The organism is Bradyrhizobium sp. USDA 4354, assembly GCF_054060315.1.
This window is the reverse complement of record NZ_JBSSDC010000001.1, coordinates 5,607,025-5,632,429: the sequence shown is the minus strand read 5'-3', so window position 1 is coordinate 5,632,429 and position 25,405 is coordinate 5,607,025. Positions and strand designations below refer to the sequence as shown.

32 protein-coding genes and 1 pseudogene are annotated in these 25,405 nt (G+C 59.9%); 15 read left to right on the top strand and 18 right to left on the bottom strand.

The window, feature by feature from the left end:
* The first annotated feature begins 356 nt into the window (after positions 1–356).
* Together ACVIIV_RS26125 and ACVIIV_RS26120 are read left to right on the top strand one after the other, a co-directional pair.
* Positions 357–653 (top strand): hypothetical protein, encoded by a 297-nt coding sequence (locus tag ACVIIV_RS26125; RefSeq protein WP_456746707.1) that lies wholly within the window; start codon positions 357–359, stop codon positions 651–653.
* Positions 654–737: 84 nt separating this feature from the next.
* Positions 738–1,205, top strand: coding sequence for a hypothetical protein (locus tag ACVIIV_RS26120; RefSeq protein ID WP_456746706.1), 468 nt, complete (start codon positions 738–740; stop codon positions 1,203–1,205).
* Between the two features lie 246 nt (positions 1,206–1,451).
* Here the strand turns inward: ACVIIV_RS26120 and ACVIIV_RS26115 are convergent, their stop codons facing one another.
* On the bottom strand, positions 1,452–1,643 hold the full coding sequence (locus ACVIIV_RS26115; protein ID WP_456746705.1) for a hypothetical protein: 192 nt from the start codon (positions 1,641–1,643) through the stop codon (positions 1,452–1,454).
* Between the two features lie 158 nt (positions 1,644–1,801).
* On the opposite strand from ACVIIV_RS26115, the gene ACVIIV_RS26110 reads away from it, so the two are divergent.
* On the top strand, positions 1,802–2,164 hold the full coding sequence (locus tag ACVIIV_RS26110) for a PRC-barrel domain-containing protein (protein WP_456746704.1): 363 nt from the start codon (positions 1,802–1,804) through the stop codon (positions 2,162–2,164).
* Positions 2,165–2,173: 9 nt separating this feature from the next.
* Positions 2,174–2,560, top strand: a complete 387-nt coding sequence (locus ACVIIV_RS26105; protein WP_456746703.1) for a response regulator — start codon at positions 2,174–2,176, stop codon at positions 2,558–2,560.
* A gap of 50 nt (positions 2,561–2,610) precedes the next feature.
* Here the strand turns inward: ACVIIV_RS26105 and ACVIIV_RS26100 are convergent, their stop codons facing one another.
* Positions 2,611–2,832: a hypothetical protein gene (locus ACVIIV_RS26100; RefSeq protein WP_456746702.1), complete on the bottom strand. Its 222-nt coding sequence runs from the start codon at positions 2,830–2,832 to the stop codon at positions 2,611–2,613.
* Between the two features lie 293 nt (positions 2,833–3,125).
* Positions 3,126–3,323, bottom strand: a complete 198-nt coding sequence (locus ACVIIV_RS26095) for a hypothetical protein (RefSeq protein WP_456746701.1) — start codon at positions 3,321–3,323, stop codon at positions 3,126–3,128.
* Positions 3,324–3,495: 172 nt separating this feature from the next.
* Here ACVIIV_RS26095 and ACVIIV_RS26090 point away from each other — a divergent pair, with 172 nt between their 5' ends.
* Together ACVIIV_RS26090 and ACVIIV_RS26085 are read left to right on the top strand one after the other, a co-directional pair.
* Complete coding sequence (locus ACVIIV_RS26090) at positions 3,496–3,627, top strand: hypothetical protein (protein WP_456746700.1); 132 nt, start codon at positions 3,496–3,498, stop codon at positions 3,625–3,627.
* 110 nt (positions 3,628–3,737) lie between these two features.
* Entirely contained in the window at positions 3,738–3,953 is a 216-nt protein-coding gene (locus ACVIIV_RS26085) for a hypothetical protein (protein ID WP_456748934.1), read from the top strand.
* Here the strand turns inward: ACVIIV_RS26085 and ACVIIV_RS26080 are convergent.
* Together ACVIIV_RS26080 and ACVIIV_RS26075 are read right to left on the bottom strand one after the other, a co-directional pair.
* Positions 3,907–4,150: pseudogene (locus tag ACVIIV_RS26080) on the bottom strand (hypothetical protein). The gene ACVIIV_RS26085 and the pseudogene ACVIIV_RS26080 overlap by 47 nt on opposite strands.
* Positions 4,151–4,199: 49 nt before the next feature.
* Positions 4,200–4,442 carry a hypothetical protein gene (locus tag ACVIIV_RS26075; RefSeq protein WP_456746699.1) on the bottom strand — a complete coding sequence of 81 codons (243 nt, stop codon included), beginning with the start codon at positions 4,440–4,442 and terminating at the stop codon, positions 4,200–4,202.
* A gap of 162 nt (positions 4,443–4,604) precedes the next feature.
* Here ACVIIV_RS26075 and ku point away from each other — a divergent pair, with 162 nt between their 5' ends.
* Together ku and ACVIIV_RS26065 are read left to right on the top strand one after the other, a co-directional pair.
* The gene (gene ku / locus ACVIIV_RS26070; RefSeq protein ID WP_456746698.1) at positions 4,605–5,531 is read left to right on the top strand and encodes a non-homologous end joining protein Ku; all 927 of its coding nucleotides are present in this window, start codon (positions 4,605–4,607) and stop codon (positions 5,529–5,531) included.
* Positions 5,532–6,457: 926 nt separating this feature from the next.
* Positions 6,458–7,354, top strand: a complete 897-nt coding sequence (locus tag ACVIIV_RS26065; protein ID WP_456748827.1) for a toll/interleukin-1 receptor domain-containing protein — start codon at positions 6,458–6,460, stop codon at positions 7,352–7,354.
* A 657-nt stretch (positions 7,355–8,011) separates the two neighbouring features.
* On the opposite strand, the gene ACVIIV_RS26060 is transcribed toward ACVIIV_RS26065, so the two are convergent.
* The 5 genes from ACVIIV_RS26060 to ACVIIV_RS26040 all read right to left on the bottom strand — a co-directional run bounded on the left by ACVIIV_RS26060 (position 8,012) and on the right by ACVIIV_RS26040 (position 11,908).
* Entirely contained in the window at positions 8,012–8,239 is a 228-nt protein-coding gene (locus tag ACVIIV_RS26060) for a hypothetical protein (RefSeq protein ID WP_456746697.1), read from the bottom strand.
* Positions 8,240–8,717: 478 nt separating this feature from the next.
* Positions 8,718–9,845 (bottom strand): TIR domain-containing protein, encoded by a 1,128-nt coding sequence (locus ACVIIV_RS26055; protein WP_456746696.1) that lies wholly within the window; start codon positions 9,843–9,845, stop codon positions 8,718–8,720.
* Positions 9,846–9,952: 107 nt separating this feature from the next.
* Entirely contained in the window at positions 9,953–10,579 is a 627-nt protein-coding gene (locus tag ACVIIV_RS26050; protein ID WP_456746695.1) for a hypothetical protein, read from the bottom strand.
* 166 nt (positions 10,580–10,745) lie between these two features.
* Entirely contained in the window at positions 10,746–10,871 is a 126-nt protein-coding gene (locus ACVIIV_RS26045; RefSeq protein WP_456746694.1) for a hypothetical protein, read from the bottom strand.
* Between the two features lie 299 nt (positions 10,872–11,170).
* Positions 11,171–11,908, bottom strand: coding sequence for a hypothetical protein (locus ACVIIV_RS26040; RefSeq protein WP_456746693.1), 738 nt, complete (start codon positions 11,906–11,908; stop codon positions 11,171–11,173).
* A 631-nt stretch (positions 11,909–12,539) separates the two neighbouring features.
* On the opposite strand from ACVIIV_RS26040, the gene ACVIIV_RS26035 reads away from it, so the two are divergent.
* The 6 genes from ACVIIV_RS26035 (at position 12,540) to ACVIIV_RS26010 (ending at position 16,640) form a co-directional block, all read left to right on the top strand.
* Complete coding sequence (locus tag ACVIIV_RS26035) at positions 12,540–13,376, top strand: TIGR04255 family protein (RefSeq protein WP_456746692.1); 837 nt, start codon at positions 12,540–12,542, stop codon at positions 13,374–13,376.
* Between the two features lie 227 nt (positions 13,377–13,603).
* Positions 13,604–13,963: a hypothetical protein gene (locus ACVIIV_RS26030; RefSeq protein WP_456746691.1), complete on the top strand. Its 360-nt coding sequence runs from the start codon at positions 13,604–13,606 to the stop codon at positions 13,961–13,963.
* A gap of 142 nt (positions 13,964–14,105) precedes the next feature.
* Positions 14,106–14,609 carry a hypothetical protein gene (locus tag ACVIIV_RS26025; protein WP_456746690.1) on the top strand — a complete coding sequence of 168 codons (504 nt, stop codon included), beginning with the start codon at positions 14,106–14,108 and terminating at the stop codon, positions 14,607–14,609.
* A gap of 829 nt (positions 14,610–15,438) precedes the next feature.
* The gene (locus ACVIIV_RS26020) at positions 15,439–15,876 is read left to right on the top strand and encodes a hypothetical protein (protein ID WP_456746689.1); all 438 of its coding nucleotides are present in this window, start codon (positions 15,439–15,441) and stop codon (positions 15,874–15,876) included.
* Between the two features lie 87 nt (positions 15,877–15,963).
* Positions 15,964–16,317: a hypothetical protein gene (locus ACVIIV_RS26015; RefSeq protein WP_456746688.1), complete on the top strand. Its 354-nt coding sequence runs from the start codon at positions 15,964–15,966 to the stop codon at positions 16,315–16,317.
* Entirely contained in the window at positions 16,317–16,640 is a 324-nt protein-coding gene (locus ACVIIV_RS26010) for a DUF6804 family protein (protein WP_456746687.1), read from the top strand. Before ACVIIV_RS26015 ends, ACVIIV_RS26010 begins: the two co-directional genes overlap by 1 nt.
* A gap of 91 nt (positions 16,641–16,731) precedes the next feature.
* Here the strand turns inward: ACVIIV_RS26010 and ACVIIV_RS26005 are convergent, their stop codons facing one another.
* The 8 genes from ACVIIV_RS26005 to ACVIIV_RS25970 all read right to left on the bottom strand — a co-directional run bounded on the left by ACVIIV_RS26005 (position 16,732) and on the right by ACVIIV_RS25970 (position 24,440).
* Positions 16,732–17,433, bottom strand: a complete 702-nt coding sequence (locus ACVIIV_RS26005) for a hypothetical protein (protein ID WP_456746686.1) — start codon at positions 17,431–17,433, stop codon at positions 16,732–16,734.
* On the bottom strand, positions 17,430–17,873 hold the full coding sequence (locus tag ACVIIV_RS26000) for a hypothetical protein (protein ID WP_456746685.1): 444 nt from the start codon (positions 17,871–17,873) through the stop codon (positions 17,430–17,432). Before ACVIIV_RS26000 ends, ACVIIV_RS26005 begins: the two co-directional genes overlap by 4 nt.
* Positions 17,874–18,267: 394 nt before the next feature.
* Entirely contained in the window at positions 18,268–18,720 is a 453-nt protein-coding gene (locus ACVIIV_RS25995; protein WP_456746684.1) for a hypothetical protein, read from the bottom strand.
* Between the two features lie 75 nt (positions 18,721–18,795).
* Positions 18,796–19,197: a hypothetical protein gene (locus ACVIIV_RS25990; RefSeq protein ID WP_456746683.1), complete on the bottom strand. Its 402-nt coding sequence runs from the start codon at positions 19,195–19,197 to the stop codon at positions 18,796–18,798.
* A 369-nt stretch (positions 19,198–19,566) separates the two neighbouring features.
* The gene (locus tag ACVIIV_RS25985; protein WP_456746682.1) at positions 19,567–22,035 is read right to left on the bottom strand and encodes a DUF3987 domain-containing protein; all 2,469 of its coding nucleotides are present in this window, start codon (positions 22,033–22,035) and stop codon (positions 19,567–19,569) included.
* Positions 22,036–22,185: 150 nt separating this feature from the next.
* Positions 22,186–22,386 (bottom strand): helix-turn-helix transcriptional regulator, encoded by a 201-nt coding sequence (locus ACVIIV_RS25980; protein ID WP_126257766.1) that lies wholly within the window; start codon positions 22,384–22,386, stop codon positions 22,186–22,188.
* A 209-nt stretch (positions 22,387–22,595) separates the two neighbouring features.
* Positions 22,596–23,966: a tyrosine-type recombinase/integrase gene (locus ACVIIV_RS25975; RefSeq protein ID WP_456746681.1), complete on the bottom strand. Its 1,371-nt coding sequence runs from the start codon at positions 23,964–23,966 to the stop codon at positions 22,596–22,598.
* Positions 23,967–24,218: 252 nt separating this feature from the next.
* Positions 24,219–24,440, bottom strand: coding sequence for an RNA-binding protein (locus ACVIIV_RS25970; protein ID WP_456746680.1), 222 nt, complete (start codon positions 24,438–24,440; stop codon positions 24,219–24,221).
* Between the two features lie 766 nt (positions 24,441–25,206).
* Here ACVIIV_RS25970 and ACVIIV_RS25965 point away from each other — a divergent pair.
* A complete protein-coding gene (locus ACVIIV_RS25965; RefSeq protein ID WP_319332582.1) occupies positions 25,207–25,401 on the top strand; it encodes a hypothetical protein in 195 nt (64 codons plus the stop codon).
* Positions 25,402–25,405: the final 4 nt, after the last annotated feature.

The window sequence follows — 25,405 nt, the reverse complement described above, 5'->3', positions numbered from 1 at the left end:
TGTTCAGTTGCACATGATCGTACCGCCATATCCGCCGGTGTTGACGCAATTGCGTGGTCGGCGCGCTCGCCGATCGGCGTACAAAAACCGCATCCTCCGCGGCGTCAGCCTGTCTCCGGGCTCCTTCACCTGGGGTCCAACGGCTGACATAGGTGTCCGTGCCCCTTTTTTGGCACGGTAAGACGAGCACTGCTGGTTGTCAGCCGCCATCCGTTCCTCGCGTCGGCCTGAGGGGCTCTCGGACCCACGTCGAGCGACCTGACGAGTGCGGAAGCTAGGAACGCACGACGCAACCGCACGTTCAGGCTCCAGGTAGTCGCGATCCGAGATCCGAAACTCACAGTGGAGGAGTCAAAATGAGGTCCATCGCGAGCGCTCTCGTGTTCGCCCTGGCGATGACGGCTTCGGCTGCATTTGCCCAGACGAGCAAACCGGATGTCTCATCCGCGCCGAGCGCGCAGTACTCGGGCACTGGCATCGCCGGTTACCCTGGCAACAAGAATGGCCCGGCGGCAAAACCGGGAGAGACGGTCGGCTCCAGCTCCACGCTCAACCAGCGGAATCCGACCGTCCAGCAGCAGGACACGTCCAACATCAAGGGGCTGAACGGAAACAAGAGCGCTCCGCCGGCCAAGAAGCCGGATCAGCAGTGACGTTGTAGTTGGCGATCGATAGCCATGATGATCGAAGCCGAGACCCCGCTCGTCGGGTCTTCATGACTCCTGGAAGGAGACGCGATGCAATGGGTGGTGTCGGCGCTCGTTCTCGGACTTGCCGCCTCGAGCTCCATGGTCTCGGCTCAACGGGTGAGATGGACGACCTATTCCATCCCGCAGACGGGTACATCGGTGGATTTCCCGGCCTCGATCTTTACCGAAGAAGCCGGCCGGCCGGATGGCTACGGACAGCGATTTCGGACGGCTGACGGCCGAGCCGACCTTACGATACAGGCCGCACCCAACGTCTCGAACGATTCACCCGCTGCATTTCTCGCAAAGAAGCATCCGCCCGCGCGCATTCAGTACAAGCGAACGACGCCTCGGTTCTTTGCGGTGTCCAGCTACAAGGGCGACAAGGTCTGGTACAACCGGTGCAACTTCTCGAGCGGATTGATTCACTGCGTCCTGACCAACTACCCGGCGAGCGAAGAGCGCGAGTGGGACGACATCGTAACGCGCATCAGTCTCTCGCTGAGGGGCAGATAAGGCGGGTGTGGGGTGGCCCTCGAGGCCGGGCGGGCGCCTAGGCGCGTGGCTTCGAGAACACGGAAGTCCGGAGAGGCCGCCGCCTTTGGCTATCCTCGCGAGCGCTAGTTCTGAATAGCGGGTCGTGAGACCTTTGGCTATCCGCGACAGGCGCCGTAGTTCAACGGCGGGCGACGGTCCCTGCAGTTCAATGGGGTGGCAAGGTTATCGTTCCGCCGATCTGCCCGCGGCTCGCCGATCTGTGGTTCACGCGGTAGCCGCCGCTCGCCCGGCGTTGGTGATGCGATACTCGGTATCTCCGGATGGAAGCGGTTCGGTTTCCACGAGACCCAGCTCCACGAGCCGCGCCACGATTTCATGGTCGAACGTCGGCGGGCTGACCCAGGATTCGCCGAGGAGCTTCCTCAGAAAATCGCGCTCCAGATCGGTCAACTCCATGCTCTAACTCCGCTCGCCGACTTCGTCCGGCACATTGCGGCGCGTCATCCGATCCGGCCGCTTCATCCTTGGGAAATCGACATTCCGCCGCGGATTGTGCCAGGAACGGAGGCATCGTCGCGCCGTTGATTTCCGAAGACAACATCCAGGAGGTCAACATGGCCATGGAAGATCGCGAGACGTTCAATCTGATCGGCAGCGACAAGGTGGAGGGTACGAACGTGTACGGGGCCGACGGGGAAAAGGTCGGCTATATCGAGCGCGTCATGATCGACAAGGTCAGCGGCAAGGTGTCGTATGCCGTGCTCAGCTTCGGCGGCCTGCTCGGCATCGGCGACGAGCATTATCCGCTGCCCTGGCAGGCGCTGAAATACGACACGGACCTCGGTGGCTACGTCACCGGCATCACCCAGGACCAGCTCAGTGGCGCCCCAAAATACGCCGACGAGAGCAGTTGGAATTGGAGCGACCCCGCGACCACGCGCTCGGTGAATGCCTATTACGGCGTGCCGGTCGCTTGAGGCTTGAAAGTGGATAATACCGTTCGTGATCTGGTCGTCGAGGATGAAGCGCTGATCTGCAGCTTCATCGAGGACGCCCTGCTCAACGGCGGTTTCGAGGCCTGCTCGGTCCATTCGGGAGAGGCGGCTATATCTACGTTTCGCGACGGCCGCGAGGGGTGTCGGGCGCTGCTCACGGACGTCAACCTGGGTGACGGCATGAGCGGATGGGAGCTGGCGCGTCAGATCAGGGAAATCACGCCTGACTTTCCCGTGGTCTACATGACTAGCGCCAGCGCGCCGGACTGGAAATCGCAGGGCGTCGACGGCAGCGTCCTGATCAGGAAGCCCTTTGCGCCGGCGCAATTGGCCGCCGCCGTCTCGCAGCTGCTCGGTGGCGGGGCCGTGCCAGGTTGAACCGTGGTTGTTGTGAGCTTCCCATCGTTCGGCCGAGCCCGCTACGGTGGCTATGCCTTGGCCGTGGATGCGGCCGCGGCGCGAGCCGCTGCTACCGCCATCCAGTCCCGCAACAGTCCCTTGTCCTCTTTGGAAAACGACGCCCGCCGCTTGAGGTCCTCGAACGTGTCATCGGGATGGCATCGCTCGAAATCCTCCTTGATCAGCGACTCGAGGTAGGTTCGATCCTCGGTGCTGCCTGGATCCAAATGCTGGCGCGAAGCGGTCCTCATGGTTGTCCCCTCCGCGCACGCAGTCGAAAGCGGCGCGGATGCGGCACAACGGCAAGAGCGATCGTTAGTTCACGAACAGACTGGTTCGGATCGACCTGACAGCGTCAAGGCCGCCGATAGGCCCGGGTGCTGCTCGGCGACGTTGCGACCGCGGCCGTCGTGACGCCGGTCGGCCGCTGAATTCCGGTAGGGATCACTCCGGCTTCGGTATCCGCCCCTTGCCGCCGCGCCTCTACAGCGGCCCGGAAGATCACCGCAGGCGTTGCATTTGACCTCTGCGGGCCCGCCCTTCCTCATGCTTCGCCGGGGCCGGAGAAGAGCGTGGAGGGCGGACTTGTGCGTGGTGGCGGGAGGGGCCGGGCGCTTCCGGAAGGTTTGCTCTTGGCGTCGTACCTCTTTGCCAAATCGAGCAGCCGTCTGCGTGTGAACGGGTCTGCCTTCTCGGCGAGGTATCGAGCGCGTTGCGCGAACCCGCTGTAGAACTCTTCCATGACGCCACCCCACAAACATCACCGAACCACGATCTTCAGTGGTCGGCAAGGCTCACGTCAAGACATCGCTTGTGCCAGCCTGGCAGACGGCACTACGCTGACCTGGGCGGGGGAAAGTCAAATGTCGCTGCTGCATCCTATCCGGAAGCCGTGCCCGCACTGTGGGCGGCCGATGAAACTTGTTCGTGACGAGGCCACCAGAGGCGGTGAGCGCTACGTCTGCCCCGATTGCGACGGCGATCCGCTGCACGATCCCGCCGCCCGGAAGTGGGTGGACGGGCCGCTGCGGCCGCCGGCGAAATAGTGGCCCAGAAGAAATCGGCCCGGGCAGCGTCCGGACCTCGCTGAGCCAGGACTGGCAAGTTCGTCGCGGGCGCACCAACTCGTTTGTAGATGCCAAACATGGGAGGCGCGATGTCGACGGTCGCAAAGCTGCTCGCGCGAAAGCAGGCGCTCCTGGAGCGACTGGAGAGCGATCCTGGGCCGAACGAGCGGGAGAATATCCAGACATTGCTCGCCCAGATCGAGACCGCGCTGAACTTGCCGCCGGTCCAAGCGAAGAGTGAAGCGGAGTCGCCGCCCGTTAGAGCGCACTCAGATCGTCCGGCACCTCGCCGAATTTCCGGATGACTTTGGCGTCGCCGAATTCACCGCTGGACGGATCCGGTCCGCGAAAAGGCGACCGCGCCAGCTTAGCCTGGTTTCCGCGAGAGCGCTTCTGCGCGCACGACGGCGGCGTTGGCGCTGAGGCACTCCACCGCGTCGCCGGGCGCGATCCCGTCGTCCGCCATGAGGAACGGCAGCGCCACGTAGTAGGTAACGTCCATCTCAGTCACTCCTTGCGATCGGCCCCCGATAAGAATCGACGTTGCAAACTCATGTCGTCTCCTCGCGATCAGTCGCTCTCTTGCGGTCGCGCCGATCGACGTGCCGCCCGCGTGAATATCCTTTCGAGACCGCCACACTCAGCACGTTGGCCTCGGCCTGGAGAAAATCGATGGCGACCAACAACGCCTTGACCGGCTCCCGGGGGGCTCCGCCGCAGGCTGCGATGGACTGGTCGGCGGCAAGCTCAAGATCGCCCTCGGCGGGCGCAGCAGTTTCGCAAGCGGCAGACATTTGTTCTTCATTTGTTCAAACCGGTCAATGGGCCTTCCGCTGGATTCCGCTGGCGGCGAGGGGGCGCGCGGATGAATCTTCGCTCGGAAAGGCTGGCCTGTCGGAACTGGCATCTGCCGTTCGTCTTGAATCCGAGCCGCGTCGTTTCGGAGTACCGCGTAAATGGCACGGCGCGCCAATTGGAAAGGCTTTCTGCGTCTCTCCCTCGTCACCTGTCCGGTGGCGCTCTACCCGGCGACCTCGGAGAGCGAGAAGATCTCGTTCAACCAGCTCAACCGGGCGACGGGTCACCGGATCAAGTACCTGAAGGTCGATGCCGATACCGGCGACGAGGTGCCCAACGAGGACATCGTCAAGGGCTATCAACTCGAGAAGGATCAGTTCATCGAGGTCACGAAAGAGGAGCTCGATGAGATCGCGCTGGAGTCCACCCGCACTATCGAGATCGATGAGTTCGTCGACAGGTCCGACATCGACCCGCGCTACCTGATCCGGCCTTACTACCTGCGCCCGGACGGCAAGGTCGGGCACGATGCCTTCGCCGTGATCCGTGAGACCATCCGGGAAATGGACAAGGTCGCGATCGGACGGGTGGTGCTGACCAACCGCGAGCACATCATCGCGCTCGAGCCGATGGACAAGGGCCTGGTCGGCACGCTGCTACGCTACCCCTACGAAGTCCGGAGCGAGCAGGAGTATTTCGACGAGATTCAGGACGTCAAAGTCACGAAGGACATGCTCGATCTCGCCAAGCACATCGTAAACCAGAAGGCGGGCCGGTTCGATCCCGAAAAGTTCGAGGATCACTACGAGACCGCGCTGATCGAGCTCATCAACCAGAAGCGCGCCGGCAAACCGATCACGCCGAAGGAGCGGCCAGCATCGACCAACGTCGTCGACCTGATGGAGGCGCTGCGCCGATCCGTCGGCAAGGAGGCCGCGCCGGCGAGGGCCGCCAAGCCCGCCAAGAAGCCCAAGAAGGCGTCCGGCGGGCAGAAGGAGATGCTGATGCCGATCGCCGGCAAGAAGCCAGCGAAGGAGGCCGCCGCGAAGAAGCCGGCGGCTGGCGCGCGCCGGAAATCGGCGTAGTTCGGGACCGATCGGAGCGGAGGAACCTGGGGGGAGGCGACCTGTTCTTCGTCATCGACGATAGGAGGACGCGTATGGACATGAGGGATGCTTCGGCAATGACGGAAGCCTCTGGGCTGACGGACGAGCAGGGTAGGATCGAGCAGACTTCCGGCCGAGCGCAACACTCGGTGTCGGAAAGAGGTATCCGTGAGCCCTTTCTTCACCTTGATCGAATGCAATGGATCGATCAGTTGCGCGAGGTGACAGTGAAAGCGCCTTTGCGGTCGCTCTTTGTTGCGTTTCTACTTGGAGCCTGGTTCGCACGCCGGCGATAGGAATTGCGAGCCAGTTCTAGCCCTGCTGGCGACGGACGGAGGAAAAGGACGAAGCTTCTAGCGATCGCGGTGACAATTCTGCTGGGCACAACGTCGTTCTCAATGGCGCAAAGCTCAGGAAGCGGCTCGGTAGGTTCTTCATCTGCAGGAGGTACGAGCTCAGCTGGCGCGAGTGGCCCAGGTGGCTCAACGCTATCGAACGGGACCGCACTCAGCGGACCAGGCGGTTCACCTGGCCCCAACGCGTCCAATGCAAGAAGGCATGGAAGCGCTGGGGAGAAATTGGGCGCAATTGGTCCAGATCAGAACGGGAGCCAGCGTACAACACGCCAGCTGCAGATGTAGCCGTGCGGCAGCTTGGAAACACCGATACGGGCATCCTAAAGAGGTGATCCTAAAGGCAGCGTGCGCACCTTGGAACGCTCGGCGGATTTGGGACCCAGCCCTTAGAGAGCGGCGGATTCGACGCGCTCCGCGCGCGAACGCCGATCGTAAGGCTAGATCAGCCGCAGCGGCCACCTTGGTGACGTTCGCACCAAGGTATTGCCATCCTTCCTTCGGTTGCAAAGAGACGATATTCGCGTAGATTACCTGTTTTTCTATCTTGAGATGATTATCTTGCCTCCAGCGAAGAAGCGAACGGATCAACGGCATGGAAGCGCGGCAAAGCCGCGGGTATTCTTGTCGCACTCCTCAAAAGACAAGTCCGCTGCACGCAAGTTGGCCGGTCGGCTTAGCGAACTTGATTTTGAGGTATGGTTCGACGAATGGCAGATCGCGGTTGGTGACTCCATCGTGGAGAAGGTGTTTTCTGCACTTTCTGCGAGTGACACACTCGTCGTCCTTCTGAGTCGCGCCTCGGTAAGATCGCGTTGGGTTACTGAAGAACTAAACTCCAGCGTTATGAGGCAACTCTCCGATGGCGGGATCCGAGTCTTGCCTGTCCTTTGCGAGACATGCGCAGTTCCGGCTAGTTTGAAGCACATAAAATACGCTGATTTCCGTAAGCGCAAAGGCTATTTCGATCTCGTGGAGGCATTACAGCCCGCCGCTGGATTGTGGAGAGATCTAGAAGGTATCTTTGATCAATTCTGCCTCGAAATCGAGAAATTGCGCAGAAGAAAAATCGCTAACAGCGCTGATGTCGAGAGACTGTATGGTTTTCTGGACGACGCAAGCATTCTTCGGACAAGGATCGAGCTCAGGGATTCTCCGCAAGCTCTTGAGGTCGCGAATTTCTTTGCAAGACTGTCGTTCCTGGAATCGCGCGGAATAAATACAACGAGCCCGGCTTTTGCGACCCTCGCAAATCGCGCTTTCTTGGGGCGACATGAACTGTCCAAAAGAACTCGTCAAATCGGCTATCTGTTCAGCGAATACCGATCACGCACTCAAAAGTCGCCAACCCGAACGGGTCTCTCTTCTTTCCTGTCCGACTTGCAATTGCTTATGGAAGACTTCTGTTCTCGAAATTGCCAACGGCAGTCCAGGTCGCGACGACGTTAAAGATGCGAGAGTATACTCTGCCTCCGATTTCGAATGACTGCGGACCTGAAGAGAGAGAGGGGTCTTCGACAAAAAGCTGCTCCGCTCAAATCTTCGCAGATACCGATGATTACGCACCAGTACCGGGCCTTCCGCTTGTGGCCGAAAAACCGCCGTGCGCACCTGCGGTCTTTCGCGTCGGCTCTTGAAGACAAAGCGGAAATAGCTACGTCTCGCCCGCGGAATTAGCAGCTGGAAACCACCAAATCGCCGCGTCAGAGTTCGCTGGCAGGCTGACATTCGGGGCAGGTATCACCGATCCCGTTCAGGACCTCGGCAACGGCCAAGGTAGCCGACTCTGGCGACACCCCGGCCGGAGGATATTGCCGGGCAATGTCGTAAGCGCGGTCGCGGGCATGAGGATCGGCACAATCTTTCATCCAACCATGCTCCTCGCACTGGCGGATGGCGCCAGCTTCCAACAATACCGACCGCGCCCAGCCTTCAATCGTCCGGTAAGCGGGGCCTCGTTCTCGGACCACCAACATCTCGCGAACCCCATGGACGCGGAAGGAATCGCCGTCCAAACCTGTCGTTCCGGCGCTTAGCACATAGCAGGGATTCGCAAATCTGCAGGGTAGAGCTTGTCCACCTGTTCCGGGGGAGCTCTGTGGACAGCTATCGTGCGGATTTCATGAGTTGCCGCTGAAGCACGAGCACTACATTAATCTCGCGATCGAGGATCTTGGAGGCGATAATCGAAATGTGCAGGGCGAACTCGTCTTCCATCTCTGCGGCCGTGTCCTCGTCTCGTGCGTAAACGTAGAGAATGTCGCCGTCCACTTCGTCGAACCGCGCGGCTCGGAAGAATCGATCGAACCGGTCTGCGCCTACGATCAGCGCCATTCGCGCGGCTATCGCCTGGTCTTGGACTTCAGTCACAATCATCGCTTGGCGAGCCTAACTTCCTCTGCCGTAGTCGACTGCGAAGACTTGATAGTATTGGCCCGGCGTAGTCTGAGTGAACACGATCTCTAATACGACTACCTCTCCATAGCCATTGGCTTCGTCGCCGACATTGATGAGGTCCACCACTGTCCGCCCTTTGCCTGTGTCGAAGTTGGAAGCTGGCGCGCCGGGAATTCGGATGAGGCCTTGCATGCTCGGGCCCCGGGTTCGGATAGCAATCTTGATCCGCGGAGCCGTTCGAAGGCGAGCCGCTCAGATCGAAAATCGATCCTTTTCCACCGATATCGATCCTTTGCCACTGACAAGCATCGGAAGCCAGAGACCGATCTGATTGAAAGCATCGTATTCCTTGATGCTATCATCGGTTGACATAACGTAACACTCCTGAGGTATCGCTCGCTGCGCACGTAGTCCGTTACCCTTCGACCAATCCTTCGCGTTCCATAACGCGCCGGACCTCTTCGAAGGCCGTGCTGATCTTGCCCTTAGGAAAGCGGATCTGCCCCAAGCCTTGGACATTGCTAAACTCGGCGCAACCATCCTCAAGCAGCAAGATGGCTTTCGTGAAGCCGAGACGGCCCTGAAACAAGCCAGCTTCATGCACGACATTCATGCGCGCTTGGATGCCGCCATCTGCCATCTCGTCTTCGGCCGTCATCACCAGCAAAGCGACGGCGGCCGCATCTAGCATTTCCGAGAGGCGACCAATGTTTGTTACACCAGCCACCGGAACTCGGTTGAACTCGTCCCAAGGCAAACCAAGCCTGTCCTGAATGAAATCTTTGAGCTCTCTCCAAGCACTTGAACGACCATGCCCTATGAAAACGTTCGTCCCGATGCGGTCAGACGTCATTTTGCGTTTTGCCTTCCGCTCAAGGTGCGAGGCTGCTTTCCGCGCGAGATCTGACATTTCATTGCAAAGTGCGAAGGCTGTCTGGATCGCTGCCACGTCAGCCCTGACGTCAATGTGAGGCGGGACTTGGCTGCCCTGTCCGATCGCAGTGGTGTCGCGGGTCATTATCTGACCCTTCGGTTTCCAGTGCTCCACTACGTCCATCTTCGAGGCCGTTTCCAGCCTTCCGAGCTCATCCTTGAGCTTTGATAGAAACGGGTCGGATTGGGCGGACAATTCATCTTCGATGATGGACTCAATGGTGGATTTGGAGGTTTTGGCGATTGCGTTCGCCTCGTGAGCGGCCTGCCTCGCCGGGTCCAGGTCGGGATTGCCTGCCTTTGTCTCGATAAGATTGACCACGTCGTCGAATCGCTGTTCCTGCCAATCTCCTCGCGAGCCGAGGCTAGTGAACGAGAGATATTTCAAGCCCCATTCTTGGCTGAAATGTGCGCCTGCAGGTGGTGGCTCGAAATCTGTATAATAGACCCGCGAGTGATAGCCCAACCACGACCCAGAGAATGACTCGCCTACATCACGCGCGGCGGAGTCTAAGTCTCTCAGGGAGTCCGCAATATTTTTCGTGTTGGCGGCTTCGGCTGCATTCTGCAGAGTTTTTGCGATCTCGAACAGTTCTTCAAACGGTTTCATGCTTTGCCTGCAAGGTGCTTTCAAAGGCTGCTCTAAGCGCGCTTCGATATTACGATTGAGCTAGAGTCCACTAATGGCTCCTATCGGGCTCCAGGCCTGTTGGGGCATCATGAGTTACCGATCGTTCCTCCAGGAGGATGCGGCGCCTCTTGTGGGGGTGCGAGAGGTGCGACTGGGGTATCAGCCTCAGCCATGGAAGCGTGCCATCGTTCCAACCGCCTCATGCCAAACGTGAACACGTACCCAAACATTCGCTGAGACCTGCTCAATGGCACAAGATGGCTGTCCGGGACGCCTCTCGCTCGAGCTTCCTCGTTTTGCGCCTGCAGATCGATCAGCCTCCGAACGGGCCTCTCTGTGGCTTCGATCTTCAGGCGATCGGTCTTAGCCTTCTTAAGATTTGTTGGTGTTGCTTCCCAAGTCGCAATTCTCTGCGCAAGCTCAGTAAACTTCCTCGTTAGTTTTTCGTGACGTCTGGCCTTTTTTTGGTAGCGGAAAATGCTGTCCATTGTTGCTGCGATCGCAACGATCGCGGTGAGATACTTGGCTGTCCGTACACCACCTACGTCTGTCGCTAGCAGAACGAAGAAGCTCGCTGTGCCAGTCAATGCTGTAGCGACGCGAGCGAGATTGTGCGCCCAGTCGTAGAACTCGAACATCTTGGCGTGATAACGCCGTGACTTTGAGACTGCAAAGCTGACGTCGTAGTATTCGTCCTCGTTCCAGTCACTCACTCGTGCTTGTCCTTCGGCGGCTTAGGTGGCCGCGGGGGCTTAGCCCAATCGGTCGTTCGAATTTCATTCGAATCCTTGCGTCCCGTATGGCTGTTGCCTGATCTTCCATTATTGCCCGATCGATCTTGAGTTTGAGGTCGTTGCTTGTCCGGGTCTCTGTCGCTGCTCATTTCTTTTTCTTCGCCTTTCGACGTGGTGGTTTCATCCAATCGGTGACCCGGCCAAGCCGGCCTGTTACCCGGTAGACTACCGAACTTTTCGCTTTTTTTGCCTTGCGGGCCTTCTTCGCCATCGAGACTTATCCCAGTTGAGCGCTAATTTTGATGCACAGGTTTTCGGCAAGCAAGGGCGTCCCAATTGTTTGAGCGGGTCCTCCCCAAACAAACCGCAAAACCGGTGGCCAGGCGCCAAGTTTTCGCTAGCTGCGGGGGCAAATCTGATGCAATGGCCGCCTGGTGCAACGCCTATGGAGCTGATTTCGATCAGCGAGGCGGGCCGGATCGTCTGGATCAGCAAGTCCACTTTGAACCGCTAGGTGGAGAGCCGAGTCCCGCTGATCCCGCGATGCGCCGCGGCCTCGTAGCTCCTTCGCTACGCTCCAGCGGGGCCCTGCGCGACGTCAATGACATGGCGGTCAGGCCCAACGGTGATCACTATTGTATAGCTCTTTTGAGCTCCGCCTTGATCGGTCGGCGGCGCAAGGTGTAGTTGGCCTCCGTACCATTCGCCGGGTAGAAGCGTATTGTCCTTGATCACCGCTTGCTCGAGCACAGCCATATTGCGCTGGCCCGTTTCTATTGTGGCGGAGATCATCGCTTCGTTCTGCGCAGCCGCGTTGCCTTGAGCGATTGCCGCCGCGGTCGGGCTGTAGAACGTGCCCGTTCGTCCGCTCGGCGTGGTGTAGCTGCCGTATCCGGCGCGGGAGGCGCTATATGCGTTGGCGCCGGCCGCCACTCCAGTGAGGAGAGCAGCCGCAACCTGGCGATTCTTCTCCTCCTGGACCAGCATCTCGTAGGTGACGATCTTCATTTCGAAGTCGGAGCCCGCGGCGTGCTGTATCGCCTCGACTTGTCCCACCCGAAACTCGACAGGCTGCCGGCTTAGATTGTTGATGCCTACAACGAACACGGGTCGGCCGTTCGCTTGTAGCTGACGGGCTGCCGGTCGAACGAGGACCACGGAGCTTTTCTGTCGAGAGACGAGGGCAGGCTGCCCGTCCCGCATAAGAGCTTGTTGCTGCGGGTTGGAGGCCTTGAATGAAACCGTCTCGCCGGCCGTCATGCATCCAGCCAGCGTGGCGCAGGCCGCCGCCACCATGAAAATGCGCATGCTGAAATCCCCCCGTCGAAAGGGAATATGAAGCGCAACTTACGCGCGAGGGCAAGAGCAGTTGGAAGGGGGCGCTGGCTGTCCTCCGACAAAAGGTCTAGGTCGCAACACCGCAGCCTGGAGTTCGCTTTACGCGCACCGCAGCGAAGGGGACCGAAAGGGGCAGGAGATCGGCCGTTTGTCCGATTTCCGGGGAGCCCGGCAGGGTTGCATCGCCGGCGTCTAGCCGTGGAAAGCGACAACGGGGTTGGATTGCCGGCCCTCGATCGCGCTTGTCGAGGAGGACATCGCGACAGAGGCGGGTCTGGAGAGCGTGACGGGGATGGTTGGGCTAGCGGATTCTATCTCGCTAGTGGTATTATAGTAGAGATGACTTGGGCTGGCGGCTTGACGTTGGCGGAGCGCAGTGGACGGCATGAGGCGCGTCCGAAATGAAAATTCTCTTAGTCCGGCCAATACTTTGCCGGGAATTCAGGTCGCACGGATTTCTCAAGTGTGAGATCGAGGAAACTTCTATCGTTAGGGCCCGTTACAGGGCTTGTTTGCAACGCTTCAGCCCAAATTTACTGCTTGGTCGGCATCGTTTCGGGAATATGGTGCTTGTCGTGTGTTCAAACTGCCGAGTCGTACTTTGAGCTGGAATCCCCTTCATCATGCCCACTCCATTGAGGGGGCCTCCGCCGCGATAAACTTTGCGGAGCCGCTGACCGAGGTGCTGTGGCGCCGTGTTGTCCGTGAGGCTGAGTCGCGCGCGAGCGCTTGCGGATTAACCGCCCGGTCTCAGCTCAAGACGGGGTTGCATTTGAGGTTTAGTCCCGGCGCATTCGGAGTAGCTCCGCCGGCCCCACAGTTGGAGCCAGATGCGGTCCGATTCTATAGGAACACAACCGAGGAAGAGGCCGACCCGCAGTTTGTTGCCGAGACTCTCACGGTCGCGAAGGCGTACTTGCTTTATCACACGGCGACCTACACCCGTTGGGCGGCGTTCTCGTCTCAACTCCGATCGATGTTATCTGAACCGTTGGGAATCGCGCTACAAGCTGTTCAGGTGGGAAGTTTGCGTCTGGAGTACAGGGACGTTTTCAGGCGACCCTTCGACGGGGAAATTGCCCCTGCAGCATTGGATCTTTTGCGAGCTGGTTCCGACTTGTTGGCGCCCCATATTTACAACCGTGCGGAGATGTTTCACTCGCATACCGGTTTTTTCGAGGTTTCTGACGTCGCCGATCAGCGGCTCATTCAAGTAAATGTCGATGCAACAGACGCGGCAGATTCGGATAATCAAGTACGCTCAGTCTCGATAATGACGGCAGTTCAGGATAATTTTTTTGCGCAGTCAGAGGTTGAGCAGCCGAGAAGTGCATTAGACTTGATTTCGAACTTCGAATCTATGCACCAGCGATCAACTAGCCTGTTCAAAAGCATCATAAGCGACGAAGTCGCGCAGCGGGTGGGAATCAGCCAATGACGTCGACGACGGCTGTTCAATTCTACGATGAAACGGCACCGGCTACAGAGGGACGGCGGCGGCCTTTTGCCATGGGCGTCGGCCTCGCCGGATTGGCTCTATTGATGAGCACGGCCGCGCCGACCATTGATGATCCGAGGACGCCAACTACTCGGGCGGGAATATATTCGGACCAAGACCTGGTTCGACAGAGACGGCGTAGATATAGGGCGTCAATTGAGCATGGAATGGCGCGTCTCAAGACCTTCGGCAAATACAAAGCCGACTGGGATAGCAGGGGCGCCGCAGCACCAATGCCAAAGGCGATTGACGCCGCCTTGCGGTATCTAACTTTCCTCGAACGTTGGCATCCGGATCCGCTCGCAACGATCAGCCGAGAGGGCGAGGCAATTCTTGAGTTCGACGACCCCGAGGCGTTCTACTCGATTAGGTTCCGCGATGATGACGGGTTGGTCGTGGAGCTTTACCGCCGACCTAAAGACGATGGGGGATCAGCGTATCAAGAGGGTGCCGCGCGAGACATTGGCGTTAACCAATTTATTCGTGATCAGCTGAAGTTGCCTACCTTGCCCCATGACTTCGTGTGACTGCCACTCTCTTCTAAGGGATCACGCCCTCAGGAATGCCGCTGCCAAAGTCGAAGAGCAGTGTCCCGACTGCCACTGCGAGCAATTTAGTGTTGGCGTTGGTTCTCCGGGACGCATTGATGATGGCGAGATACTGTATCGGATGTTCACGGATCCGACTGACGTCGACCAGGGCACGGGTCGGATCGCTCGGGACGCCTTCGGCCAAGCGTATAAGGATGGATTGAGCGTTATACGGGAGCGGGCAACTAACGAAGAGATCGAAGCGATCGTAAAAGACATCTTGTCTGTGAAACCCGACAGACAATTCAAAAAGATACTAGCGATTTTTGCATTCCGTTGCTCGGAGATCCGGGCCGATCGCTGCACGCACAAAGGCAGTCCACAAAAAGCATTCTGTGTCTACGATCAAACGGTCCCGCGGATGCTCGAACCTGACGAACCGCAGGTTCCTACTCACGGCACTATCATGAGCCGGCGTCTGTACGAGCTGCCGGTTACTCGCAGACAGTTTGAGAATGACTGCAATGATACCTTACACCGGGTCATCACCATGCAGGCGCTCGACGTGGGGACGTTTCGAGGCGGTTTGGTGGCAAACTTAAATGCGAGGTCACTTGCGGGGGAGTTCGTCAGAGCGGCCTGAGTCCTTAGATCGGTCAAATCTGCAACTCACTAGCGCTCGTCTCCGGCCCCTGCGTCGCCATCCATAGCGTGATGGCGAACGAGAGCACCAAGTCATCATGAGCGCCGACACGCGCTGCGTAAGTCGTGCGGTCGGCCTCCGAAATCTCTCCGCATTGGCCCAGTTAACATCCCCGTCGTCCGTGCCACCCGTGCGACTTCCGGAACCTGCACCCAACCCGAGCGGCCGTCCCACTCGGTCTGGCTCTACCGGCCGCGCAAATGGCTCTGAAGCCCTAAAAGGCGGCGCCGACCGCGCCACCTGAGACGGCTGAGCCCGCTCGGACGGTCGAGGTCCTGACTGCCGCAGCGATCGCGGCGTTGCTCATTGAGGAGAGCAGGAGGGCCCACCACGCCCAAGGTCGCCCTTGTGCGTGCCCGGACGATCGGATGCGCAATGGTCGAGCCTGCGTCGGACGGAGTGCCTACAGCCGGCCTGGAGGGGCCGCGTCGCTTTGTTATCCGGCCGACGTCTCTGACGCGATGATCAAGGGCTATCGAGAGCGGCGGTTGGCCGCCAGATAGTTGCGGGACCCAGATGTTCGAGATTAGGGCTGTGACGGATGCACCGCGGCGCAGAGGGAAGCCGGACAGCTTAAGGGGCATGCCCGGTCGCTCTGGTCGAGGAGGTCGGCAGATGAAGCGCCGGCGCTAGATCCACCGGAGCACGGTCGCAATGATTGATGACGCACCGGAAACTACTGCGATGACGACGAAGAGGGGCCGCCGGTCCACTGCGGGCCTTTCCAAAGGCGTTTGTGGATAGTTATTGTCTTGCCAGAGAGGTCCGCATGACGCGCTGGGAAGCTTTAGTCAGATTTGACGATGAAATCCGCCAAGCTGCGGCCAAGCTCATCCCTTATGGCTCCGTCTGGGTCGACAAGATGGGGGAAGCATTCTTCGCGCTGGACGAAGATCGCAAATACCTTCCCAACATCGTCGCGGGCTTGATGGAAGAGGCGGCGTTTGTAGCACGGTATGAAGCTTTGGAGGCCGAACGAGCCGAGGCCGCGCAATGGGCGAAGGTAATTTCTCAGTTCTCCAACGGCGAAGCGCTGAGCAAGGACGCGCTGGCTGTTCTCATTGAGCTGCGCGCGCGGGGGTTCGAGGTAATCAAGGACAATGACGGCGCCGTGCGCCTCACCAAAGAGGGGCGCGGCACCTCATTCGTGCGCTCCAACGCGGAGGTTGTTCGGCTCGGTCAAATACTGCTTGGCGCAACTGGGTAGCGGGCCTCAGAACGCGCGCGAGCTACTGCCGGTCGTATGAAGGCGCCGAGTATCTGATCGGCAGCGGCGGGCAGCCGCGATTTTGCCTTGGCAGAGATCATCTCGTTATCCATACTAAAGGTTGTGGCGCGGGAAATTATCAATGCAACTCATTTTCGCTTTGGCGTGGCTTGCGCTATTGCCCAGATATCCGCAGGAATGGAGGGCATCCAACTCTATCTCGGCGTTGGAGGTTTTGTGAGCTTCCTGCTCTTCGGAGTGTCCTACGCCGTTCCTGTGGTCGGATCGCTGCTCGCAGCAGCGGCCGTCTATTACGGTGCCCGCGTCGGTTGGCATTGGGATTGGTGGCAGGCATTTGCACTCGCCGCTCCGGGCATCGTGCTTTGGTTAGTCGTCATGGCCTTGGGGGGCCTCGGATCGGTCATTGAGGGCCGACGCTGATGTCGAGAATCCCCAAAGTCCTTTGGGTGCTGGCTGCGGCGTTGTTGCTGATTGCGACGGCGAGGCTGTCCTATGGCTACTATACCTTTCTGAGAGTGGCCATTTGCGGGTTCTCTGCCGTCGTGGCGTTTTTCGCCTTTGCGGAGAGGGCCAGCGGATGGGGAGCAGGCTTCGCCATATTGGCAATCCTCTTCAACCCGATCTTTCCCGTTTATCTCAGTCGTGGGACGTGGTTCTGGCTGGACATCGGAGCCGCCGTTATCATCACCACACATCTTGGCTCCCTAATCGCCGGCGAACGGAGGCGGCAGCCGCTTAGCTAATGTCATACTTCGGCTCTTCGTTTTGTTGTTTCCTTGATCGCTCATTTGATCGATATGCCGGTTCACCCCTTCCGCTTCATCGGCGCTCGAATCATAGCTCCGGCGCTTTGCATGTGAGCGCCGGCTTCGGCGGCCGCTTTTTCGGATCATTCCAGTTGAAGTGCCCGCGCGTTGGCATCGGGATCATGTAACGTTCGCATAGATCGCGCAGCGCAGTCTCCTTGATCCCGAGATCGGCCGCCGCACGGATCATGGTCTTGCTCCAGACCAGGTCGCGCAGCTTCGCGCGACTGATTTTGATGTGCGTGCCCCGTATCCGGACATCGATATCGCGGCTCTGCCGTGGTCGCTTGATGCCATGCTTCCGTTCGAAGGCCTTCGTGGCCTTGTCTTCCATCCTCGAGCGATAGCGTGCCAGCCGCTCGGGGTAGGGATATGGAAATGGCGCGCACGCTTTCTTGAGTCTGTAGTACCGCCGGGCCCAAGACTGCTGGTCCTCATCGTCGAAAGGATAGAAAGGCAGGTCGACGGAGCGGGCCCAGGGGGCGCCAGCTGGCATGTAGGCCGGCTGTTGGAGGTCGAAGTCCCACCAGAGGGCATCAGAGAGCCTGGTACGTTGCTGCCGACCGGCCAGGCGGTCGATCGTATCAGCGCAGTAGCGCGGTTCGCCTGTCGGCCCGCCGGCGACTGGCGCGATGATGCCGATGTTGAGGAGCTCCTCTAGTTCGTGCCCACTCAACCGGAGCCGCTGGAGGAGCTCCTCCTCATCGTAGAGACGAGGGGCGCTCGTCATGGCGTTCGAGCTCCACCTGCAATCCGGGTCCATCGGATCGAGCGGTGTGCAAATCCCGTGTTGAAGTACCCTTTCGGTGGGATCGGCACTTCGAAGAGCGTGCACACGCGCCTGAGCACATGCTTCTTCAGCCCGAGGCGACCCGCCACCTCTGCCAATGGTGCGTTCCAAACCCGCAGGCCGAGCTCACTTCGAGAAATGCCGGTGTACTTGACGACCTCTTCGTTCTGAAGAGCGGCCAGACGATCGATCATTTGTTCGGCATAGGCCGCGGCGAGCATGGCCTTCTTGATTTCGGGAGGTGGTTCGTGAGGTACGTCCGGCCGCGCTGACGCCGGCGGATCCTGAGGCTGGTGGTGGGCGGCAGGGGGATGCGACGCGAATTGATCATCGTTGGCGAACAGCGTTGCGGTGTCGACGTCTTGCTGCTCATTGCGCATGCTTTGCTCTCCATGAGCCCCAGCTGCGTTTGGGATCACTGAAACCGAGCTTGGTCAACGGTGAGAGTTTGTTGGCTTTGTCGATATTGCGCGGTTAGCCTGCAAATGGAAGACTTCGCAGGCGGGGTGTCGCCGTTTGTCTGGTCGGCTCTTATCGCAAAACTCGGCAGGCGAGGGTGCGGCACTCCGAATCAAGTGGTCACGATTCTCGATTTTGTTCGTTTTGGCGGTTTGAGAGGGGCGACTTTGACGCCTCAGGCTGAATGACGCGCGCCATCTTCAGTCATCCGGGGTACCTTGCTTGCGGTTCTTCTATTCGGACGACTTTTCGCGGCAACGTCCGCTGCAGTCTGCGGGCCCTACGATCAGCGAAGGAAGACCGAACTCCGCTTGCTCAGGCGGGCGGTTGAGCTCGGATACCGTGCGCAGCTAGGCTAAGCAGCATCTCGTCACGGCCGAAAAAGCTGAAGTGCCGAGCCTCGTCGCCGGCCATCGCGAGCACCTTCCGCTTGATGAACTCGTCGGCGTATTCGGTGCCTTCAGCCTGGGCGACCGCGCGATATTCCCTGTTGAGCTTCGCAAGGAGGCGATCGCCAGACCAGCGAACGATTGCCTGTTGAATTCGGACGATCCAGTAAGCCGTAAAGACTGCCGCGCCGGCGACAAATAGTGCGATGTAGCCAGGTTCGAGCCAACCCTGCGGCACCTGATGGGCGTTAAGGACGATAAGGGCCCAAGCGCCAGCCTCTTTGGACCAGAACAACAGCGTCCCGGCTGCGATACCGAGCAGCCCGACCGCAGTCGCAAATCCCAAGGTGAAGACCGTGTAAAACTGGCCGCGGGGCATCGATGACCTCCGTTCTGGGGCTCAACGCCAGATTGCCGTAGCTGGAAGGCCTCTGCAAGCCCGCCAGAAGGCTGCTCAGTCGAGATAGGAGGGCCGCTGGACGCGTTGCATGGCCACGAGGGCCCGTTGGACCGCACGATCTCGACGAGCCGCCAGGCTGGCGGCCGCCGTCGGCTTCTTCAACCGGATCTTGGATCGCTTCTTACGGACCTTCTTGACCTTCTTTGCCTTCGTGACCGGGATCGGAACGCCCGGGGCATGGTGGAGCTCGCAACGTTTATTCAGCTGCCCTCTGCGAATGCGGGTTTTGGTCGTGAGCGCCATAAACGTCCGCTTGCAGCCAGGCTCAGCGCAGACGGACTGATAGCGGATCATCTCGACGTAGCGGCCGTCCTGGCACCAGTGATCCTTCGGCCCGACGATCCGATACGGCCGCCCTCGAGACTTGAACGTGCGGCCTGGGGCGAAGCGGTTCATTGATGCCTCCCTGAATTGCGGACGCCGGCCGGCGATGTTGATGGACGCAAAAGCCAGAGCGGGCACCTCAACTTCAGAGAAGCGGCCAGCAGTGGGGGTGTCAGCGGTGTCAGCGGATTCCGCCTAAACGGGTTCAGAGGAAAATAGAGGGAGGAGGGGGTAAAAAGCCTTGGTGTATCCGCGCGCGCAAGTGACACCGCTGACACCCCCACTGCTGGCGAGGGCTTTGAAGCGTGTTTGCCGTCAGCGCTGTCAGCGCTCTTGTCAGCGTGTCGACGCCTCCGCCCCTCGCGTTATGGATCCTGAAATCGGCAATCAAGAACGCTGACAGCGTTGACACCCGCTGACAGCACTGCCGGGGCCGTAACATCATGCCTCGCCTCCCACTGACGCCCGCCGACTTGCGGCGGCAACTGCGATTTCGCCGCGGACAGCCTCGCGGCGTTCATTTTCCTCGCGCCGGATGTCCTCAAAGCGCCCGTCGTGAACGGCAGGATTGATCCGCCAGCTGGCGGGATCTGAAGTGACCAGACGCACCCAACCGTCCACCTCAAGCTGGCCCATCACGGCCATCAGTTGCTTGGGGTTCTTGCCGAGACTGCGCGGCCGAGCCCGTTTGACCTCCCTGGCCGTAAGCCGCTCGACGTTCCGGGTGAGGATGTAGCCCGCGATCCACCGCGCCTCGTGGTCGTGGCCGGCTCCATCGAGCACTGTGGTATGGATGAACAACGCATGTGCGTAGAGAAACTCCTCGACGTAGCGCCGAGCCCTCTTGGCCGTTGCGGCCGAGATCAGATCGTCCGGCGGTACTTCGAGCGCTTCAGCGACGATGGCCCATTCGATTAGGTGGAAGGCGAGGGCGTAGCGACCGAACTCCGCGTCTGTTTTCGCCAGCCACGTCTTCAGACCCGAAGGGATATCGGCACGGGCCATCTCCCGCGCCTTGAACGCCTTGATGGCCCACAGCTCCTCTGCGGCATCGGGGGCAAAGCGATAAGTTGCCTCGCCAAGGCCGGCGAGTGCCAGGGCAACACGTGGGATTGCGGCCTCGATGGCCGGATCCTCGGCGTTGTCCTCCCCCAGACCAAGCTGACGGATAGCGATGAGGGCGAAGCGCTGCAACAGTCCGTCGGTCTCAAGATCGGGAGCTAGCCGTGCGATCAGATCGTCTTGGATGCCGCCGATAATCGAAACGGCCAGGTTGGGTGCTTCGATCGACCCGCGACCTTGGCGGTCGACGCGGTAGGCGGCTCCTTCCTTGGCCTCGAGCCAAAGCGCCCGATCTTTGGAGCCCTTCGCCCGATAGGCATCCATGCCCCCCAACCACCCAGAGAGCTCATCGGAATATTGGATCAGGGGAGCTATTTCGGGCGTTTCGGCCAGGCGCGTTACGATTGCCTCAGTGGTGCTGTCGTTCGAGATTTTTGAGCGCGACTTAGGCGGTGTCGGCTTCACAATGACGTCTGCCGGATGCTCATTGGGCTCAGCCGGCTCTTCTCGCTTCTTTTTCGAAGTCCGAGCGGAAAAGGCGAGCTCCGCCCGATCGTAGTCAGCCATCGCCTTAGCGAATGAGGCTGACCAGGATTTGTTGACGGGATTGGCAAAGGCAAGAGCTGCCTTCACCGCGGCCGATTTGGCAGACCCGGGATCTCCAACCAGTGCGGTCCAAAGCACGCACAGCACGGACCAAGAGCTTCGGTTTTGAAACATCTGCAGTCGGTTGCTGGCCGGGATCAAAGAACCGACGACGGCCACCGCCGCAGCCGTGACCGCGTCCGAATTTACGCCCAGCGATCGCGCCCGATCTTTCCCGAAAGCGACCAGGAAAGGCGGGACAATCCCGTCGAGCATGTCTGCTGGCGGCTTCTCCTGCTTCCAAAGGTCGGCAGGTTCGTCCCAGGCGCCGGGGAGAGATTTGGACGTGTTTTTCCGAAGGTCTTTGGATTCAACCGGCCCGAGTTCGTGCTCAGGTGCCTTCACGCCCACCGAATTCTTCCGCGATTTCGAGGCGCTCCTCACCTTCTTGGCGAGATCGGCGTGGTCCCACGGCGGAATCGCCTTTGTGCGGTTCCAAAACTCGTCGACGAGCTCTAAGGTGGTCTCTTCGCTCAAGTTGAAGTCGCGAACACGATTGATGACCTTGATAGTCGTATTGTCGCCCCCTTGCCCTTCGACCGCCTCGGGAGCGTGACGGAGGAGGTAGTCGATCGCGCGCGCCTTTTCGCTCTCACTGTCTTGGCCTTCGACCGGAGGCTCCAACTGTAGAGCCTTGCTCGGATCGTCTTTCGGCAGGATGGCGAGGAGCTCAAAGCTCGCGTCCGCAATCGGAGCGTCGTCCTCAATGATGTAGGCGCCAGCCTCTGTCGTGGACCCCGCGCCCAGAATGTATCCCTTGCGATCGGCACGAATGTCAGTCCCGGGATACCCAGGAATAGTCCCAACCGCATTCTTGAGGATTTTCGCGACCGCCGGCGCGCATCGGTAAGTTTCGTGGAAGCCCCCCGAAGGCGTTCGTTGCGTGTAGGTGCGGGTGAGAAGGCCTGCCTCTTTCATGCGCTGGCGAGACTCTAAGCCGCCGCTTTTCGGATCGAAGTCGAGCGAGAAACCCGCGTCGATCACGCAACCGATGTTGAGCCGCGGTTCGAGCTCCCAAATCGCACTGAGCTGCTCAGGATCGCGGGTCGCATGAGTTTGCCATCCTTCGATGAACGGCGGCTTCTTTTCGTTGATCACCACCGGAAAAGCTCGAAAGCCCTTCGCAGCGAGGTGCAAAACGCTTTCCAACCTCGCGCTTTTGAGCGCACTTCGTTGTTTCGTAACGGTATTTGTGGTATCCATCTCTTACGTTTTCAGTTTTTCTGGCCCCGTTCGACCTGGCAGTCGGCGGGGCCATTCTTTTGGCGCCCGACGGGACGTGGGTGTTCTGGCCCTCATTGTCTGGTGTTTGGGAATGCATGGCCGGCGGGATGCGCGCGTGCGCGCGAAGTATTAGGCGGCCGCGGCTTCCGACGTTGATTTACGCCGACGGCTCCACATCCAGGCGTCCAAATCGACGACGTCGTACAGCACCCGTCCGGGGACAGGATTGAGAAATTCTGGTCCGCCGCCCTTGACCCGCAGACGCTCAAGCGTCGCTTTGGACAAGCGAACGTGGCGAGCGGCTTCAACTGTGGTGAGAAACTGAGACATGACATGCTCCTTGGATGAGGGCGGTTGCCTCGGTTCAAGCCGTCTATCCAAGGAACGAGAGAAACAACGCGCTGCCCGAAGCGCGACACCTTGGCTTGAACACTAAAATGCTATCCCAGATTGTCAGGAAGTCAACGGCAGCACGCAATTGCCCGCTGCCGTCGTTACTCGCGTCACCCCGTTTGCTGTACCCCGCTGTATTTAGCCGGCTACGCGATTTTCTGCCCCTCCATTGGGACAATGTTGTCGCGATCGAAGACGATTTCAGGCCGGCAAAAATTCGGTTTGACCCCGATGATATTGCGCAGCTCGGCTTCAAGAATAGTCGCAACCCGCCGCTTCTCTGGCAGCATGTCGTACTTGTCGTAAGTCGCGGTGACATCGCCCTCGAGATGATCAAGCAGGGCTTTGACATCCTCGCGCTTGGCGCCACCGCGGCGCGCGATCGTCGCGGCTGTGCGCCTGAGGTCGTGCGGGGTGAAGTGCGCCATTCCAAGATGCTCTCGAATACCTTTCCGCTCCGGCCGCTGACCTTTGGCCGGCCGGCCGTTCAGCGCGGCGGACAAGGCGTCGCGGGTGATTGGCAGCAACTGGCGCCTCGCCTCCACCTGAGACTCGTTTTCAGTTGAGTCGGCTGTTTTGGCCGCTGCGGCCCATGAGCAGAAAACGGGTCCTTGATCGTCCCGAATGATTGCCTCCCTCACTGTGGCAACTGCCGATGCATTCAACGGGACAATCACTTCGCGGCGTTTCTTCACCCGATGTTTTGGGATGTGGTATTGCGGATCCTCACCGGTGAAGCCGACCAATTCCGGAGTAAGCAGTCCGGCAGACTGGCCAGGTCGGACCATGGTGGCCAAGATGAAGCGAAGGGCGAGGGCGATCGGGCGTCCGGCGGGCAGCTCCGGGTCATCTAAGCCCCACCAAAACGTCCGGATCTCCTCATCATTGAGAACGCGTTCCCGAGCCGTTTCTTGGTAGCGACGGCGCATGTCTGCCACCGGATTGATTGGCACATGCTTCCGCCCGGGTTCCTTGGCCCAAGAGAACACAGTGTGGAGAATCGATTGCGTCCGGTTAGCGCCGACCGGCGCAGTGGCGCCGATCTCCTCGAGCAGCTCCGCGACGTCGTCGTCGGTGATTTCGGAAGCGATTCGTCGCTTCCACTTGGCCCGAGGCTTCTTTAGATAGCCCTCATCATTCTTCCAGCTTGATTTCCTCACTTTCGCGTATTGGTCGAGGTAGAGCTGGGCGAGTTCGTCGAATGTCAGCCGATCTCGCTTGGGCCGATTCGCGCGCTTCTCCGCGGCGGGGTCCGCGCCGTTGGCTATGTTCCCCAGCAGGATCTTGGCTTGGGTTCGGGCGGCTTCGGGGGCCAGCTTGCCGACGGCGGCCACGGTGTAGCGCCGTACGGGGGCGGTGCGGCCGGTTCCCGCCCGGTAGACGATGATGTACGACATGGCCCCCGTGGGCCGGACCCGCACCCCGAATCCAGGAAGCTTCGCGTCCCATACCGTGTATTCGGACGCTTGCTTGTCCAGGCCGTCGACCAAGCTCTTCGTGATGGTTTGACCGCTCATTTGCCCTCCGGGAAGCACGGGGGAAGCACCGCGGTGCCAATCACAGCGGACGGGGGCTGACACCAGGTGAGCACCGCCGCGACTTTCCGTCGGCGGCTACGGCGCTTGAGGGCGGGTGAGGCTAGGTGAGGGAATAGCCGGTATGTTTTGGGTACTGCAGGTCGTTGGTTCGAATCCAGCTGCCCCGACCAGTCCCGAGGTTGAGCGCCACTTCCGATGCTCGGAGGCGCTCGTCACGGGAGGCGCTGGTCCTCAAGGCAGCATCCAACCGACAATGCGCCAGGCGATCCAGGCGAGCGCGCAGATCCACCCCAGCATCACCAGTCCGGCAACGCCGATCCCGCAGATTGCGAACAGGGAGCTTCCAGCCTCCGGTGCGTCGGAAACATTCTCTTGCGTCTCGATCTGGCCGACCGACTCGAGCTGCCGTGCGGTCTGCTGTTCATGCGTCTCTGCTGGTTCGCGAAGATTCACGGCCGCGCTCCGGCTCAAGCGGACTTGGGCATTGCGGGAAAAAGCGGCAACTCATATCTCGGGGATAGGTTGCGAGATGAGGGGCAGAAAGGCGCCCGCCGCCCGGGATTCTTCACGTCCCGCCGCCCGCTTCGCGCGGCATCGGCAAGGCCTCATCGAACCTTTGGGGCGTCGCCAGAGACATATCTGTGTTGGGGATTTCAGCGCCCAATGTCTAAACGGACGCCGCCAAGCGATAATACTCCGCTTGCGCGGCGTCGCGCTTTTTCCGGCCGCGCTGGTCAGTTCGACGCGTGCCAGCCGGGCGGAAACGGGACGAACGACCAGACCGCCTGGTTGTCATTGGCGGCTCGCGGCGGCTCTTGTGACGGCGTTCTTACGGTCGACGCGGGCGGCGCCATTCGGAGCGCGAGGCGCAGACGTGCACATTGCAGTCTCATTATTGTTGTCCCCCGCAAACCAATTTTTCCAAACGTCCGATCGCTTGCAAAGTTCAGTCTAGAAATCACCGTGCGCCGAAACAGCGCGCTCGTTCTCAAATCGCGTGCATTCTAGAAAAGCCGGCGCTGACTTTCAACCGATCGCGCCGACCCAACAGGTAAGGTTGATCGGTTAGGTTAAAGGCGAGCGGCTGTTGCGGCGGTTTGGGTGGCTGTTATCAGGTGGGTCCCGGCTCGCGATGAGCTGCCCTTCATCTGTGCGACCACAGATCACGGTTCGTCGCGGCGCGCGTATCAGTTGAGTTCTGCGCCAGCGAGTTCTGCCCATGTCTTTTGATCGCAACCTCAAGACCGTCGGCCCGCAGTCGAGCTGGACCGAGATCTGGCACCTCTGGACAGTGATCGTGCCGCGCCGTTCCATCAATGGGCAGTTCGTGGTCGGCAAGGTCTGGCGCCGCCACGACGGCCGCGACTGGATCTACAAGAAATTCACCGAGTTCGACGGCGAAGAAGCGGCCTAGCTGC

Excerpts from the sequence above, each read along its gene's own strand:
- ACVIIV_RS26125 (WP_456746707.1), top strand. The coding sequence starts at position 357 with ATGAGGTCCATCGCGAGCGCTCTCGTGTTCGCCCTGGCGATGACGGCT.
- ACVIIV_RS26120 (WP_456746706.1), top strand. The coding sequence starts at position 738 with ATGCAATGGGTGGTGTCGGCGCTCGTTCTCGGACTTGCCGCCTCGAGC.
- ACVIIV_RS26115 (WP_456746705.1), bottom strand. The coding sequence starts at position 1,643 with ATGGAGTTGACCGATCTGGAGCGCGATTTTCTGAGGAAGCTCCTCGGC.
- ACVIIV_RS26110 (WP_456746704.1), top strand. The coding sequence starts at position 1,802 with ATGGCCATGGAAGATCGCGAGACGTTCAATCTGATCGGCAGCGACAAG.
- ACVIIV_RS26100 (WP_456746702.1), bottom strand. The coding sequence starts at position 2,832 with ATGAGGACCGCTTCGCGCCAGCATTTGGATCCAGGCAGCACCGAGGAT.
- ACVIIV_RS26095 (WP_456746701.1), bottom strand. The coding sequence starts at position 3,323 with ATGGAAGAGTTCTACAGCGGGTTCGCGCAACGCGCTCGATACCTCGCC.
- ACVIIV_RS26090 (WP_456746700.1), top strand. The coding sequence starts at position 3,496 with ATGAAACTTGTTCGTGACGAGGCCACCAGAGGCGGTGAGCGCTACGTC.
- ACVIIV_RS26085 (WP_456748934.1), top strand. The coding sequence starts at position 3,738 with ATGTCGACGGTCGCAAAGCTGCTCGCGCGAAAGCAGGCGCTCCTGGAG.
- ACVIIV_RS26075 (WP_456746699.1), bottom strand. The coding sequence starts at position 4,442 with ATGTCTGCCGCTTGCGAAACTGCTGCGCCCGCCGAGGGCGATCTTGAG.
- ku (WP_456746698.1), top strand. The coding sequence starts at position 4,605 with ATGGCACGGCGCGCCAATTGGAAAGGCTTTCTGCGTCTCTCCCTCGTC.
- ACVIIV_RS26065 (WP_456748827.1), top strand. The coding sequence starts at position 6,458 with ATGATTATCTTGCCTCCAGCGAAGAAGCGAACGGATCAACGGCATGGA.
- ACVIIV_RS26060 (WP_456746697.1), bottom strand. The coding sequence starts at position 8,239 with ATGGCGCTGATCGTAGGCGCAGACCGGTTCGATCGATTCTTCCGAGCC.
- ACVIIV_RS26055 (WP_456746696.1), bottom strand. The coding sequence starts at position 9,845 with ATGAAACCGTTTGAAGAACTGTTCGAGATCGCAAAAACTCTGCAGAAT.
- ACVIIV_RS26045 (WP_456746694.1), bottom strand. The coding sequence starts at position 10,871 with ATGGCGAAGAAGGCCCGCAAGGCAAAAAAAGCGAAAAGTTCGGTAGTC.
- ACVIIV_RS26040 (WP_456746693.1), bottom strand. The coding sequence starts at position 11,908 with ATGCGCATTTTCATGGTGGCGGCGGCCTGCGCCACGCTGGCTGGATGC.
- ACVIIV_RS26030 (WP_456746691.1), top strand. The coding sequence starts at position 13,604 with ATGGCGCGTCTCAAGACCTTCGGCAAATACAAAGCCGACTGGGATAGC.
- ACVIIV_RS26025 (WP_456746690.1), top strand. The coding sequence starts at position 14,106 with ATGTTCACGGATCCGACTGACGTCGACCAGGGCACGGGTCGGATCGCT.
- ACVIIV_RS26020 (WP_456746689.1), top strand. The coding sequence starts at position 15,439 with ATGACGCGCTGGGAAGCTTTAGTCAGATTTGACGATGAAATCCGCCAA.
- ACVIIV_RS26010 (WP_456746687.1), top strand. The coding sequence starts at position 16,317 with ATGTCGAGAATCCCCAAAGTCCTTTGGGTGCTGGCTGCGGCGTTGTTG.
- ACVIIV_RS26005 (WP_456746686.1), bottom strand. The coding sequence starts at position 17,433 with ATGACGAGCGCCCCTCGTCTCTACGATGAGGAGGAGCTCCTCCAGCGG.
- ACVIIV_RS26000 (WP_456746685.1), bottom strand. The coding sequence starts at position 17,873 with ATGCGCAATGAGCAGCAAGACGTCGACACCGCAACGCTGTTCGCCAAC.
- ACVIIV_RS25995 (WP_456746684.1), bottom strand. The coding sequence starts at position 18,720 with ATGCCCCGCGGCCAGTTTTACACGGTCTTCACCTTGGGATTTGCGACT.
- ACVIIV_RS25990 (WP_456746683.1), bottom strand. The coding sequence starts at position 19,197 with ATGAACCGCTTCGCCCCAGGCCGCACGTTCAAGTCTCGAGGGCGGCCG.
- ACVIIV_RS25985 (WP_456746682.1), bottom strand. The coding sequence starts at position 22,035 with ATGGATACCACAAATACCGTTACGAAACAACGAAGTGCGCTCAAAAGC.
- ACVIIV_RS25980 (WP_126257766.1), bottom strand. The coding sequence starts at position 22,386 with ATGTCTCAGTTTCTCACCACAGTTGAAGCCGCTCGCCACGTTCGCTTG.
- ACVIIV_RS25975 (WP_456746681.1), bottom strand. The coding sequence starts at position 23,966 with ATGAGCGGTCAAACCATCACGAAGAGCTTGGTCGACGGCCTGGACAAG.
- ACVIIV_RS25965 (WP_319332582.1), top strand. The coding sequence starts at position 25,207 with ATGTCTTTTGATCGCAACCTCAAGACCGTCGGCCCGCAGTCGAGCTGG.